This is a genomic window from Galbibacter orientalis DSM 19592 (assembly GCF_000260115.1).
Classification (GTDB): Bacteria; Bacteroidota; Bacteroidia; order Flavobacteriales; family Flavobacteriaceae; genus Galbibacter; species Galbibacter orientalis.
The window spans coordinates 2,039,116-2,051,522 of sequence record NZ_JH651379.1 but is presented as its reverse complement, the minus strand read 5'-3'; the positions used below and the strand labels follow the sequence as shown (position 1 = coordinate 2,051,522).

14 protein-coding genes and 1 riboswitch are annotated in these 12,407 nt (G+C 37.3%); of the genes, 9 read left to right on the top strand and 5 right to left on the bottom strand.

Annotated elements, in window-relative coordinates; translation table 11 throughout:
- Nucleotides 1-175: 175 nt before the first annotated feature.
- From JOOMADRAFT_RS09030 to JOOMADRAFT_RS09020, 3 genes are all read right to left on the bottom strand, one after another.
- Nucleotides 176-643 carry a PepSY-like domain-containing protein gene (locus tag JOOMADRAFT_RS09030; protein ID WP_008612706.1) on the bottom strand — a complete coding sequence of 156 codons (468 nt, stop codon included), beginning with the start codon at nucleotides 641-643 and terminating at the stop codon, nucleotides 176-178.
- Between the two features lie 110 nt (nucleotides 644-753).
- A complete protein-coding gene (locus JOOMADRAFT_RS09025; RefSeq protein ID WP_008612704.1) occupies nucleotides 754-2,013 on the bottom strand; it encodes a sensor histidine kinase in 1,260 nt (419 codons plus the stop codon).
- Nucleotides 2,014-2,041: 28 nt separating this feature from the next.
- A complete protein-coding gene (locus JOOMADRAFT_RS09020) occupies nucleotides 2,042-2,716 on the bottom strand; it encodes a response regulator transcription factor (protein ID WP_008612702.1) in 675 nt (224 codons plus the stop codon).
- 461 nt (nucleotides 2,717-3,177) lie between these two features.
- A riboswitch (Fluoride riboswitch) is annotated at nucleotides 3,178-3,238 on the top strand.
- Between the two features lie 15 nt (nucleotides 3,239-3,253).
- Here JOOMADRAFT_RS09020 and crcB point away from each other — a divergent pair.
- The 8 genes from crcB (at nucleotide 3,254) to JOOMADRAFT_RS08985 (ending at nucleotide 9,416) form a co-directional block, all read left to right on the top strand.
- Nucleotides 3,254-3,628 carry a fluoride efflux transporter CrcB gene (gene crcB / locus JOOMADRAFT_RS19860; RefSeq protein ID WP_008612701.1) on the top strand — a complete coding sequence of 125 codons (375 nt, stop codon included), beginning with the start codon at nucleotides 3,254-3,256 and terminating at the stop codon, nucleotides 3,626-3,628.
- Nucleotides 3,629-3,630: 2 nt separating this feature from the next.
- Complete coding sequence (locus JOOMADRAFT_RS09015; protein ID WP_008612699.1) at nucleotides 3,631-4,170, top strand: inorganic diphosphatase; 540 nt, start codon at nucleotides 3,631-3,633, stop codon at nucleotides 4,168-4,170.
- Nucleotides 4,171-4,174: 4 nt separating this feature from the next.
- Complete coding sequence (gene eno / locus JOOMADRAFT_RS09010) at nucleotides 4,175-5,455, top strand: phosphopyruvate hydratase (RefSeq protein ID WP_008612698.1); 1,281 nt, start codon at nucleotides 4,175-4,177, stop codon at nucleotides 5,453-5,455.
- A 9-nt stretch (nucleotides 5,456-5,464) separates the two neighbouring features.
- Nucleotides 5,465-6,778 (top strand): voltage-gated chloride channel family protein, encoded by a 1,314-nt coding sequence (locus JOOMADRAFT_RS09005; RefSeq protein ID WP_008612697.1) that lies wholly within the window; start codon nucleotides 5,465-5,467, stop codon nucleotides 6,776-6,778.
- Entirely contained in the window at nucleotides 6,775-7,119 is a 345-nt protein-coding gene (locus JOOMADRAFT_RS09000; protein WP_008612696.1) for a DUF190 domain-containing protein, read from the top strand. Before JOOMADRAFT_RS09005 ends, JOOMADRAFT_RS09000 begins: the two co-directional genes overlap by 4 nt.
- Nucleotides 7,120-7,193: 74 nt before the next feature.
- A complete protein-coding gene (locus JOOMADRAFT_RS08995) occupies nucleotides 7,194-7,778 on the top strand; it encodes a phosphatase PAP2 family protein (protein ID WP_008612694.1) in 585 nt (194 codons plus the stop codon).
- A complete protein-coding gene (locus JOOMADRAFT_RS08990; protein WP_008612693.1) occupies nucleotides 7,771-8,964 on the top strand; it encodes an MFS transporter in 1,194 nt (397 codons plus the stop codon). The genes JOOMADRAFT_RS08995 and JOOMADRAFT_RS08990 overlap by 8 nt, the downstream gene beginning before the upstream one ends.
- Nucleotides 8,965-8,990: 26 nt before the next feature.
- Nucleotides 8,991-9,416 carry a universal stress protein gene (locus tag JOOMADRAFT_RS08985; protein WP_008612692.1) on the top strand — a complete coding sequence of 142 codons (426 nt, stop codon included), beginning with the start codon at nucleotides 8,991-8,993 and terminating at the stop codon, nucleotides 9,414-9,416.
- Between the two features lie 35 nt (nucleotides 9,417-9,451).
- Here the strand turns inward: JOOMADRAFT_RS08985 and JOOMADRAFT_RS08980 are convergent, their stop codons facing one another.
- Nucleotides 9,452-9,826 (bottom strand): YkvA family protein, encoded by a 375-nt coding sequence (locus JOOMADRAFT_RS08980; RefSeq protein WP_050989677.1) that lies wholly within the window; start codon nucleotides 9,824-9,826, stop codon nucleotides 9,452-9,454.
- 437 nt (nucleotides 9,827-10,263) lie between these two features.
- Between JOOMADRAFT_RS08980 and JOOMADRAFT_RS08975 the strand changes: the two genes are divergently transcribed.
- Nucleotides 10,264-11,514, top strand: a complete 1,251-nt coding sequence (locus JOOMADRAFT_RS08975) for a site-specific integrase (RefSeq protein WP_008612690.1) — start codon at nucleotides 10,264-10,266, stop codon at nucleotides 11,512-11,514.
- 52 nt (nucleotides 11,515-11,566) lie between these two features.
- Here the strand turns inward: JOOMADRAFT_RS08975 and JOOMADRAFT_RS08970 are convergent, their stop codons facing one another.
- Complete coding sequence (locus tag JOOMADRAFT_RS08970; RefSeq protein ID WP_040879635.1) at nucleotides 11,567-12,319, bottom strand: hypothetical protein; 753 nt, start codon at nucleotides 12,317-12,319, stop codon at nucleotides 11,567-11,569.
- Nucleotides 12,320-12,407 lie beyond the last annotated feature (88 nt).

Here is a 12,407-nt window from a genome sequence, read left to right as displayed (position 1 = left end):
GGTGATCAATTAAGAACCAAGGCGATTATTGAGCTCAAAAATTACTGAATTACTATCCAAATATAAAACTTGAAGAAGGAGTATTAGAACAGTTAATTGGGTTAAGAACAAATTATAAAAAAATGTCCAAATCAGGTATAGATTTGGACATTACAAATTTAATCAAAGAAAAAATTTAATCTTCATCAACTTCCTCATCTTCTTCGGAATACTTTTTAACCACCTTGCCATTGTTGTCTATAACCACTTCCATTTCGCTATTTCCTTTTTCGATCTCGAACTCGTAGAACTTGCCGTCTGTAGTTTCGGTCATTTCGGCACTTTCAATATCATACCCTGGGAAATTCGATTTAAGGGATGAAATTACCGTGTTTGGTACTTCCGATTTTTCAATCTCGTGCTCGGTTTCCATCCAGGTTCCATTTTGCAGGAAATTTGCGGAATATTCCCTATTGTCCATTTTAAATTCGGCTTCCCATTCATCATTAGATTCTTTTCCCCAATCTACCTTTTTTGCGGTTGGGAATTTTTTAGCGAAAGCATTCTTTACGGTTTGGGGTACTTTCTCTTGGTTTCTCGTAGTAAATGCTACTGCGGTAATGGCCAAAAATAGCAAGCCTATACCTAAAATTGCTTTTTTCATTGTATTATATTTTTTAGTTATAGAGTAAACTTACGTTGTAATTCTAAAGATGGCTTTAAGGGATTCTAAAGAGATTCTATTGGTAGCAATTTTCCCCTTATTGCTGATAATTACATTTTTAGATTGAAATCTATTTGAAATATATGCTTTCCTTGTCCTTCCTGTAACTCTGTTGAAGCCCGAAAACGGTATGAAGGCAAAAACCCGTAATAGTCGCAAATTTTCTTAACAATGGAAAGCCCCAATCCAGTTGAGTCTTTCCGCCTACTTTCTTTATAAAAACGTTCAAAAACCTGATCGGGTCGGTCTAAAGTTTCATTTCCACTATTTATGACTTGTAGCTTTGTATCATAAATAGTAATAAGTATACGATCATTATTAAGATTGTGTCTGACTGCATTAGATAATAGGTTGTTGCACAAAACCGTTGCAAGGGAAGGATCCATTATTATATTAATCGTATTCTGTTCCTTAAGCTGAATATCGATTGATGTGAGTTCTTTAAAGTTTTCAATCGTTTCTTCAACAATATTATTAATTGAAATTGTCTCATTCGCTGTGAATTGATCGTTTTCAATTTTAGCAAGAAGAATTAGTTTCTTATTAAGCTGCTTTAAACGTGAAATATCAGATTGTAGGGAGGAAAATTGATGGAATTGCACTTCGTTTATTTCGGCATCATTGATCACCGTATCAATTTTAGCTTGCATAATAGCTAGTGGTGTTTGCATTTCGTGAGAGACATCTTCGGTAAATTGTTTGAGGTTACGATAATCTGTCTGGATTTTTGATGTCAGTATTTTTATCTCTTTATTGAGTTCGTAAAATTCCAATATTTCAGAATCTTCAAAGGTCAATGGGCTATCAGCCTTTAAGGAAAATTTTTTAAGCCGTTCAAGATTACTAAAAAAAGGCTTCCAAAGTTTTTTATTCCGGGATTTGTTAAGATAGAACAAGAAAATAAAAGCAAGGAATATTACCATCAAAAACATAAACACAATGGTAGATAAAATGTCCTCCGATTCGATTACCATTGACCGCACGGTGACCTTATATTCTTGTCCATTGATGTTTTTTGTTCCAGATAATTGCCTAAAAAGCTCTATTTCATCTTGAAGTGGATCATAGATAAGCGTATCTACGAGAATGTTTTTGTGTGGTTTTTCTGTTTTTTCGGCCATCATTATTGGGGGGACGCCTAACAGATTAGGATTTTGTTCCAGTAAATGTTCTACACGGTCTTTATTTGAAAAGAGCTCTTCTTCTATCTCATTTTGTAATAATTGTTTCAGATAAAAATAAAGACCAATACCAGAAAGCGTCATAATAATGACACTGGTAATCAGAAAGGTTTTAGATGCCTTTCTCAAAAGAGGTGTTTTATTTTTACTTTTGGTACTAATCTGCTATAAATTTATAACCGCTACCGTAGGCGGTCTGTATATATTTAGCCCCTTCTTTTGTGAGCTTTTTCCTTAGATTATTAATGTGTACATAAATAAAATCAAAATTGTCAAGTAAGTCACTATCATCACCCCATAAATGTTCTGCAATAATGGCCTTGGAAAGCACTCGGCCTTGGTTAATGATAAAAAACAACAGAAGGTCATATTCCTTCCGTGTGAGTGTGATTGGTTTATCGTTTACATAAGCACTACGTGCCAACGTATCAAGTCGTATCTCTTTAAATGTAATGGTATCATTTCCACCAAACTGTCCTCTTCTGAGTACCGCTTTGATACGAGAATTTAGTTCTGCAAGATGAAAGGGTTTAGTGATATAATCATCAGCACCCAGATCGAGCCCTTCCAGTTTATTGTCCAGGGAACTATTTGCCGATATGATAATAACCCCGCATTTTTTATGTTGCTTTTTAAGTTTTTTGAGCAAGACAAGACCACTTCCCGTTACCAGGTTGATATCGAGTATCACAAGATCATACTCATATAATTCTAATTTTTCAGAAGCCTCAAGATAATCTGATGCGGTTTCACAAATATTTGCATCACTGCTTAAATATTTAGCGATGGAAATTTGTAAATCTTTCTCGTCTTCGGCAATTAAATATTTCATTTGTTGTTAATAATTAAAAAATAAAAGTAATATAAAATTCTAAAGGGATTTTAAAGAAAATAAATAACGGGGAATAGTATAATCATTTTCTTTGGGAAGACACGGTAACAAATAGATTTTGATCACATACAGCAATTTTCTTCTTTTAATAAAAAACTCATCGGAAGGCGGCTACTGATCCATTTAAAAATTAAGGCCGTACAGGGACTAATATAAGTAAGTTTTAAAACGGTCATAGAATAATATTTTTAAAACATAAATTGATCAACTTACTGGATTTCAACAGTCTTAACTAGGTGGTTTTTTTTTACTTATCTTTTTTAAAAACGAAATTTTTTGGGTCAATCATTTTGGCCGAGAATACTGTTGAACAATCAGCAGGTCAAGAATAATGTTATTCGTTTCAGAAATTGGAAATAAAATAAGCATTTTCAAATAATAATCTTAAATTCGCACACTTAACATACAAAGGCGATGGAGTTCGCCAAAACCGCCCAAAAAGCTAATGACTCCTACTCAATTTAATCTAAAACGGTTATGGGTAGGATTTTTTTATTGGTGGGCACTGGGGGTTTTTTGGGCAGTATTGCAAGGTATCTCACGGCAATATGGTTGACCAAACACTTCCCCTCTGCATTTCCTTACGGAACATTTGCGGCAAACATATTGGGCTGTTTGTTGATCGGGGTGATTTTTGGCCTTGGGCAACGCTTTGAATGGCTCACGCCGGAACTGCGGCTTTTTCTTACAACCGGTTTTTGCGGGGGCTTCACCACATTTTCATCCTTTACTTTAGAAAACACAATTTTACTTCAGAATTCCAACTACCTCACTTTTGCCATCTACGCAATAAGCAGTTTCACGCTTGGCTTATTAGCTGTATTTGGGGGAATAACTTTAACAAAAATATGAATATGAAAAACTTTAATCCTTGGCACCACGTGCCCATCGGAAACGAACAACCTGAAATGGTTCAGGCCATTATTGAAATCCCCAAGGGAAGTAAGGCTAAATATGAACTGGATAAGGAAACCGGGATGCTCCGGTTGGACCGGGTGCTGTTTTCTTCGGTCAATTATCCCGAAAATTATGGGTTTATCCCCCAAACTTTAGGAGAGGACCACGACCCTCTAGATATATTGGTGCTTTCGCAAATCGATGTGCAACCGCTCTGTATTTTGGAGGCCAAAGTAATCGGGGTAATGCGGATGATAGATAATGACGAAGCCGACGATAAAATAATCGCGGTCGCGAAAAATGATATGAGCGTAAACCATATCAACGATGTTTCAGAACTGCCCAAACACTTTGCCCTGGAGCTCAAAAACTTTTTTGAGGATTACAAAAAGCTGGAAAATAAAACTGTCCGGGTGGAAGAATTTCAAAATGCGGCAATGGCGAAAGAAATTATTCAACAAGCAATTACAGACTATCAAAAAGAATTTAAAAACTAAAATTATGAAAATTCAAAAACTTATTGCAAGGGAAGTTTTGGACTCCCGTGGAAATCCAACTGTGGAAGCAGAAGTTACTTTAGAAAAAGGATTTTTTGGCCGTGCCATCTGCCCTTCCGGTGCAAGTACCGGGGAAAAGGAAGCTGTTGAACTCCGGGACGGGGACAAAACGCGATACAATGGCAAAGGGGTATTAAAGGCGGTAAACAACGTTAACCAAATTATCGCACCGGCCCTTTCCAATAAAGTGTTCGATAACCAACAGGAGTTGGACAATTTTCTAATGGAACTGGACGGCACCCCCAACAAATCAAATCTTGGCGCCAATGCCATACTGCCCGTTTCTATGGCATTTGCCAGAGCGGCAGCAGCATTTTCGAAAGAGCCTTTATACCGTTATTTGAATACCGATGGAAAATTCACAATGCCGGTGCCCTGTATGAACGTGATAAATGGCGGGGCTCACGCCGATAACAATGTGGATTTTCAGGAATTTATGATTGCCCCCCATAACGCCCCCGCTTTTTATGAAGCTATCCGAATGGGAGAAGAAACTTTCCACGCCTTGAAAAGTATCCTGAAAAATAAAAATTACTTTACCGGAGTTGGCGATGAAGGCGGGTTTGCACCTAATTTAAAATCTAATGAAGAAGCGATTGAAGTAATCCTTGAAGCCATTGAAAAAGCGGGCTATAAACCGGGCATCGATATTTCCATTTGCTTGGATCCCGCAGCGAGCGAACTATGGCAGGATGGGAACTATGTTTTATTTAAAAGCACTCAAAAAAAATATTCAAGCGACCAGCTCATTGATCTTTGGAAAAGCTGGGTAGATCAATATCCCATTATTTCGTTGGAAGATGGAATGGCGGAAAACGACTGGGAAGGATGGCGGACCCTCACAAATGAACTGGGGAGCAAGATCGAATTGATCGGGGACGATCTGCTGTGTACCAACAAAAGACTGTTACAGGAAGCCATCGATAAAAACGCCTGTAATTCCATTCTCATCAAGTTGAACCAAATAGGTACAGTTACCGAAACCTTAGAAACAATAGCATTGGCAAAGAAGAACAAATACGGTTTTTTCATTTCCCACCGAAGCGGGAAGACCGAGGATACTTTTATCGCAGATTTGGCCGTGGCAACGGCAGCCGGAAAAATAAAAACGGGAAGCGGTAGCCGTGGCGAGCGCATTGCAAAGTTCAATCAACTCATCAGGATAGAACAGGAATTGGGCAAAGAAGCTGTGTTTACGGGGATAAAAGCCTTTAAAAATAATTAATTAGGCCGTATGAATCTGAAAAAAATTAAAGAATCTTTAGCCTCAATAGAACAAATACCCTCCCTGCTATACCTTTTAAAGTGGATCTTGATCTGCTTGTTAATAGGTGCCATTGCCGGAAGTATTTCTGCGTTTTTTCTTTTAAGCCTGGAATGGGCAACGGCTTGGCGGGAATCCCATTTATGGATTATTGCCTTATTGCCCGTAGGTGGTTTTATAATCGGGCTATCCTATCATTTATATGGTAACAGCGTTGTTAAGGGCAATAATTTATTGTTGGAGGAATTTCACTCCCCAAAAAAGATCATTCCTTTCCGGATGGCACCTTTGGTATTGTTCGGAACTGTTCTCACCCATTTCTTCGGGGGGTCGGCAGGACGTGAAGGAACGGCAGTTCAGGTAGGTGGCGCAGTGGCCGACAGGTTTACGAAGCTGTTCAAACTTTCAAGACGAAACCGTAAAATTGTGTTGATTGCCGGGATAAGTGCCGGTTTTGCTTCGGTGTTTGGAACACCCTTGGCCGGGGGGATCTTTGCCCTTGAAGTTTTGGTATTGGGGCGTATAAGATTGGATGCTATTATCCCAAGTTTTATGGCGGCTGTTTTTGCTGATTATTTTTGCAGGATTTGGGGCGTTTCCCATACCCAATATCATATAACCGAAGTAGCTAATATGAACCCGGCAAATTTGTTATGGGCATTATTGGCAGGGATTATTTTTGGACTGGTAGGGATGCTGTTTTCCAAATCGACCCATTTTTGGGGAGATTTGTTTAAAAAATATATCAATTATCCGCCTTTACGACCGGTAATTGGTGGGGTTATTTTGGCAATCGCTATTTATTTTATGGGAACCACCAAATATATAGGGCTTGGCATTCCAACTATTGTCGATTCTTTTAATATTCATCTCAATTCTTATGATTTTTTATTAAAAGTTTTATTCACCTCGTTTACCCTTGGCGCAGGCTTTAAGGGAGGTGAAGTAACCCCTTTGTTCTATATCGGGGCTACATTGGGCAACGTTTTGATTTGGTTTATTCCTTTGCCAATGGGTTTGTTGGCAGGTATGGGATTTGTGGCCGTTTTTGCCGGGGCAACCAATACACCTATTGCCTGTACGGTAATGGGAATAGAACTTTTCGGAATAGAATCAGGTGTCTTTATAGCGTTAGCTTGTAGTACTGCTTATTTATTCTCCGGCCACTCCGGGGTTTATTCCTCCCAAATTATAGGAAGCCCCAAGCATCCGGTATATACCCGCGAAAAAGGCCTTCAATTAGCTGAAATTAAACATAGACGAAATAAAAACAATAATAAATGAAAAACCATATAACCATCAGGATTTACTTTGAATACGGTCAAAAAATCAAAAACCTTTCTTTTTGGAACAGGTTGAAGGCCGGGGATTTTGCTTCAGAATTGATAAAAAAAGCCAAAGCTTTTGATTTAGATCAGGCGTTGAATTTTAACGTGAGCAAAGGGTATTTTGAAAAAGGAAAAATTCACTGGGGAATTAGTGAAACAAGGCATTATAAACATCCACACGTGGTAGAACTCACAGATACAGAAGAAAAAATCAATGAATTCTTACAACATCAAAAGCTATTGCTTGAGGAAACAAAAATCGTAGTGGTAAAAAGTGAAATTGAATTGAAAAAATAAAGAATTGAATAGGTCAAGCTTTATCAATATACGATCTAAGAAAAATTATGGCAACCACCCAAAAATAGTTGATAATGATAGAAAAATTCAGCTCACTTGACACTAAGCTTTTCCTTTACCTTAACGGAAAGCACAAAGCTTTTTTTGATCCGATTATGTATTGGGCAAGTGATAAACTGTTTTGGGTACCCTTTTACATTGCTATCGCAGCTCTTTTGATATGGCATTACAAAAAATGGAGTATCCCGATTTTCATTTCCATTGGGATTCTTATTACTTTGGCAGATCAGATAGCCTCGCACCTTATAAAGCATATGGTAAAACGCTTGCGGCCATCTCATAATCCGGCATTGGAAGGATTAATCCATTTGAGCAAAGCCGGGCCGGGAGGTCAATATGGGTTTGTGTCGTCCCACGCGGCCAACGCTTTTGCCCTTGCTTCATTTTTATTTTTTATTTTACCAAAAAAATTCAACTGGTTGAAATGGATATTGGGCTTTTGGGCACTTCTGGTTTCCTACAGTCGGATTTATAATGGCGTTCACTATCCGGGGGATGTAATAGTAGCCGCATTGTTAGGAATAGGTTTAGGCTATTCAATAAGCAAATTGTATTTTTTCTATATAAAAAAAACCGCAAAACAACCTTTTAATGTTTAAAAATATAACCCGTCTGGTCTGGATACTTTCATTGGTAAGTATGTTTGCCGATATCGCAAGCGAAATACTGTATCCCATTATTCCGGTTTACCTTCAAAACATTGGGTTTTCCATATTTTTAATAGGTGTTCTGGAAGGACTTGCCGAAGCGACCGCAGGACTTAGCAAAGGCTACTTTGGAAACTGGAGCGACAGAGTTGGAAAACGGATGCCCTTTGTACGGGTGGGCTATCTTTTGAGCGCACTTTCCAAACCGATGATGGCCGTTTTCATTTATCCGATTTGGATATTTTTTTCAAGGACTATTGACCGTCTTGGGAAAGGTTTTCGTACCGCACCAAGGGATGCGCTGCTTTCAGGAGAGGCCACGTTAAAGACCAAAGGGCAGGTATTCAGTTTTCATAGAGGCTGGGACACCTTGGGCGCGGTATTCGGCCCTGCACTTGCACTACTGTTTTTATATTTTTATCCGGGCCAACTTAGGTGGCTTTTTTATATTGCTTTTGTGCCGGGGATTATTTCGGTAGGCATTACCTATTTTATAAAGGAGAAACCATTGCCAACAAAAAAGCAAATAAGTTCCCCGGGGTTCTTTTCATTTTTTAAGTATTGGAAAATTGCAAGCCCCACATACAAAAGGTTAATTGTGGGCCTTATTGCTTTTGCACTTTTCAATAGTTCGGATATGTTGTTATTGCTAAAAGTGAACGAAGCCACGGGAAGCGAAAACAATGTCCTCACAGTTTATATCTTTTATAACTTCATCTATGCCGTTGCCGCATTTCCGCTTGGATTATTGGCAGACCATATCGGTATAAAAAAGATTTTCCTTTTTGGACTGATCCTTTTTTCGGGCATTTACTTCGGAATGGCAGAAGCGGGAAACAATACCCTTTTTTATGTTCTTTTCGGGATTTATGGAATTTATATGGCAGCCACCGAAGGCATCTCAAAAGCGTGGGTGGCCAGCCTGGTCAAAAATGAAGAAGTGGGCACGGCAATGGGGCTATTTGTAGCCCTGCAAAGTATCGCATTGATGGTTGCCAGTGCGTTTGCCGGGTTGTTATGGACATTTTACGGCGCATCGGTTACCTTTCTGCTTACCGCAATAATGAGTATCTTAGTATTTCTGTTTATGTTGTTTTTTGTTCCCAAAACCAAAAATAAAATGGAACATCCACAATAACTTTTTTAATTCAAAAATAAATAGATATGGCGTACAAGAAAATTTTAATTGCCGTAGATAGCAGTGAGTATTCAATGAAAGCCGCCAAAAAAGGCTTGGAACTCGCTCATCAATTAGGGGCTAAGGCCGCATTGCTTTTTGTAATCGAAAAATCGAAAGCATTTGGCAATGTAGATGCCGGGATCACACACGAACAGGCCTTGATTGTATTAAAGAAAGAGGCGGAGCAAACCTTGGATGAATTGGCAGAAATGTACAATGGCAATGAACTTATGAAATTTATGCCCGAGGGCAATCCGGAAGAGGATATCCTAAAAAACGCACAAAACTGGAAGGCCAATCTACTTGTACTGGGAACTCACGGAAGGACAGGGTTAAAACATCTTTTGATGGGGAGTGTTGCAGAACGGGTGATGCGCCATTCCGATATTCCGGTAATGATGGTTTCTTGAAAATTGGAATTAACACATTTAGCTTTTATTCTGAACTATTTGATTGGGGATACGCTTTTAAAAATCCAAAAACCCATAAACGCCCAAATCAAAATGATTATGCCCCCGATCACCCAGTTGTTCTTTTTGTTCCAATTATAGTCTTTTGCCCTTGTCAAACACTCCGCTTTCACATCATCAGGGATAAGCCTGAAAGCTAAATAAATGCCTATCGGCAACAAAATTAGATCGTCCAAATAGCCAATTATCGGGATAAAATCTGGAATAAGGTCTATGGGGCTCAGCGCATAGGCAATGATTACGAATATCAATGCCTTGGCATACCAAGGTGTTCTTTTATCCTTATAGGCCAAATGCAGTAGCACCAATTGTAGCTTTAGCTTTTTTGCCCAAGCTTTTAGTTTTTTCATAATTATACAGAAGGTATTCAGATGCTAAAGGATTAGCACACAAAAAAATAGATAAAATTTGAAGGTATTTATTGTTTTTTAGTTTAAGATATTCATATATCTTTGTTTTCACGAATAAAATCGAGGCAAAGGTTACCTATTCGGTTACCTCGTTTTATTGAAACAATATAAGTGTCTGGTTATTAAAATATTGTCTAGTGGCAAGTTAGTTCTGCCACCCCGACGAACCTAGAAATAGGTCACAACAAAACACTGTTAATCTTTTGATTTTCAGTGTTTTTTGTTTTTTATGCATTTGTTTGATTTCATTTAAAACCATATAAAAGGTGTGCAATTCGGTGTGCAATGTTTCATCAAAATTGTACTATCTTTAGAGGGCTTTCAGATATGATTTGACTTTCGATTTAACATTATTGTTTAACTCAAAGTCATTGAAAATGAAGACAAAACACACTTTTACGGTAATTTTCTTTACCAGAAAATCAAGGAGTAATCCCAAACAACTTTCCATCTATGTACGGATTACTATTAATGCAAAACGTTCAGAAATAAGTTTAAAGCGAGTTATTCCAGTCAAAGACTGGGACAGCAACAAAAGCCGAGGCAGGGGCGGTTCGCAAAAGGTAAGAACCTTAAACACTTATTTAGACGAGGTATATAATAGGCTTTTGGAATGCCATAAAGAACTTTTGGCAGAAGACAAGTTTATATCTTCGGAAGCTATCAAAGCCCGATACTTAGGAGAGGATGATAACAGTAAGACCCTACGGGAACTCGTTGCATACCATCATGGAAATATGGTATTTGTCCTGAAAAGAGGGACAATGAAAAATTATTATACCACTGAAAAATACCTGTATAAATTCCTACTGAAGAAAAGAAGATTAAAGGACATCTACTTAAAACAATTGAACTACGAATTTGTAACCGATTTTGAACACTTCCTTCGTAATTACAGGAACTCCAAGAGACAACTCATGTTAAGCAACAACGGGGTTATGAAACATTTGGAACGTTTCAAGAAAATGGTAAACCTTGCTGTCAAACTTGAATGGATGCACAAGAACCCGTTCAACCAATTCCAATTAAAGTACCAGAAATACGATAGAGCATTTTTAAGTGAGAGAGAACTGGAACTATTAGAAGGCACAGAATTTAAAAGTGAAAGGTTACAGCGAGTAAAGGATTGCTTTGTATTTTCCTGCTATACTGGCTTGTCTTATGTGGATGTAAAGGAACTTACCGAAGACAATATCGTAAAGGGTATTGATGGTAAGCATTGGATATATACTAAAAGGGAAAAAACGGACGAACGCGTAAAAGTCCCCTTGCTACCCCAGGCGATGGAAATCATTGAAAAATACAGAGTATTACAGGTGACGGATTTAATGGGATATTTATTACCTATAAGTTCCAACCAAAAGACCAATAAATATTTGAAAGAGATAGCAGGAACGTGTAAAATTCATAAGAATATTACATTTCATGTTGCCCGGCACACTTTTGCTACAACGGTGATGCTTTCTAATGGTGTCCCTATTGAAACGGTGTCAAAATTATTGGGACATTCTAAGCTTACTACTACACAGTTGTATGCTAGAGTAGTAGAAACAAAGATTAGTGAGGATATCTCGAATTTATTGGATAAATTTAAAATAAGAGGTAAAAAATTAAAGACCAAAAGCTAGGTTAATGAGAGTTTTGAATTGTTCAGTTTTAAAGGAAGCTTACAGCACCATTTTATATATTTAAATTATCTGCTCCATATTCTTTGTACCATTCGATTATCGATTTTCTTAATGAGGCAACATCTTTATTAAAATCAGAAGGGTTTTTATAAAATGCATAAGTCCAACCAGCTGACAAATCATCAGAATCTACTTTTTTATCGTGATATAATAAAACGTAACTTCTGGTTTTTAAATCCTCTTTACTGACCGAAAAAGAATATTGTAATGGCCGATAAAGTTTTTTGAGTTCATTAGAAATAGATTTAGGCAATAGAGGATGATTTTTAAATTTTAAAAAAGGAAAAGTGTTTTCTATATTATTTCCTCTCACACAGATAAGGTCAAATTTAGAATAGTTAAACCCTAGTCCAATTTCAAAAAAACTGAATGTAAATCCTGTTATTATTTGATGTTCTTTGCCAGAAGGGCTAGGAGTCATTTCATACATCATATTAGATATTTCCAAAGAACTAATTGATGTAGCTAATTCTGAAACAATTTCTAACTGCTTATTGTGAAATTGCTTTTTTACATCAAAGTTTTTAAATGCCTTGTAAGCTAGAAAAACCAATATAGCATTAATAATTAAGCCCCAAAAAGCAATTATTAAACCCTGAAATGACGCAAATTCAGATAGTACAGTTGAATTTATCGGTGAATTTATACTTATGAAATAATCTTTAATCCAAAATAATAGCGGTACAATCAGGCTAAAACCAATTAGAAAGCAGCTTAAAATTAGAATTAAATTTATTTTTCTCATAATTGGCACTAATGGTTTGTAGCGTGCAAAAATGCACAAACTTTTTGGTTAAGGTTTGCTTTTCTAAAAATACACAAAACTCCCGTTT

Excerpts from the sequence above, each read along its gene's own strand:
- JOOMADRAFT_RS09000 (WP_008612696.1), top strand. The coding sequence starts at position 6,775 with ATGAAAAACCATATAACCATCAGGATTTACTTTGAATACGGTCAAAAA.
- JOOMADRAFT_RS09005 (WP_008612697.1), top strand. The coding sequence starts at position 5,465 with ATGAATCTGAAAAAAATTAAAGAATCTTTAGCCTCAATAGAACAAATA.
- JOOMADRAFT_RS09015 (WP_008612699.1), top strand. The coding sequence starts at position 3,631 with ATGAAAAACTTTAATCCTTGGCACCACGTGCCCATCGGAAACGAACAA.
- JOOMADRAFT_RS08975 (WP_008612690.1), top strand. The coding sequence starts at position 10,264 with ATGAAGACAAAACACACTTTTACGGTAATTTTCTTTACCAGAAAATCA.
- JOOMADRAFT_RS08985 (WP_008612692.1), top strand. The coding sequence starts at position 8,991 with ATGGCGTACAAGAAAATTTTAATTGCCGTAGATAGCAGTGAGTATTCA.
- JOOMADRAFT_RS08990 (WP_008612693.1), top strand. The coding sequence starts at position 7,771 with ATGTTTAAAAATATAACCCGTCTGGTCTGGATACTTTCATTGGTAAGT.
- JOOMADRAFT_RS09030 (WP_008612706.1), bottom strand. The coding sequence starts at position 643 with ATGAAAAAAGCAATTTTAGGTATAGGCTTGCTATTTTTGGCCATTACC.
- JOOMADRAFT_RS09020 (WP_008612702.1), bottom strand. The coding sequence starts at position 2,716 with ATGAAATATTTAATTGCCGAAGACGAGAAAGATTTACAAATTTCCATC.
- eno (WP_008612698.1), top strand. The coding sequence starts at position 4,175 with ATGAAAATTCAAAAACTTATTGCAAGGGAAGTTTTGGACTCCCGTGGA.
- JOOMADRAFT_RS08995 (WP_008612694.1), top strand. The coding sequence starts at position 7,194 with ATGATAGAAAAATTCAGCTCACTTGACACTAAGCTTTTCCTTTACCTT.
- crcB (WP_008612701.1), top strand. The coding sequence starts at position 3,254 with ATGGGTAGGATTTTTTTATTGGTGGGCACTGGGGGTTTTTTGGGCAGT.
- JOOMADRAFT_RS08980 (WP_050989677.1), bottom strand. The coding sequence starts at position 9,826 with ATGAAAAAACTAAAAGCTTGGGCAAAAAAGCTAAAGCTACAATTGGTG.
- JOOMADRAFT_RS08970 (WP_040879635.1), bottom strand. The coding sequence starts at position 12,319 with ATGAGAAAAATAAATTTAATTCTAATTTTAAGCTGCTTTCTAATTGGT.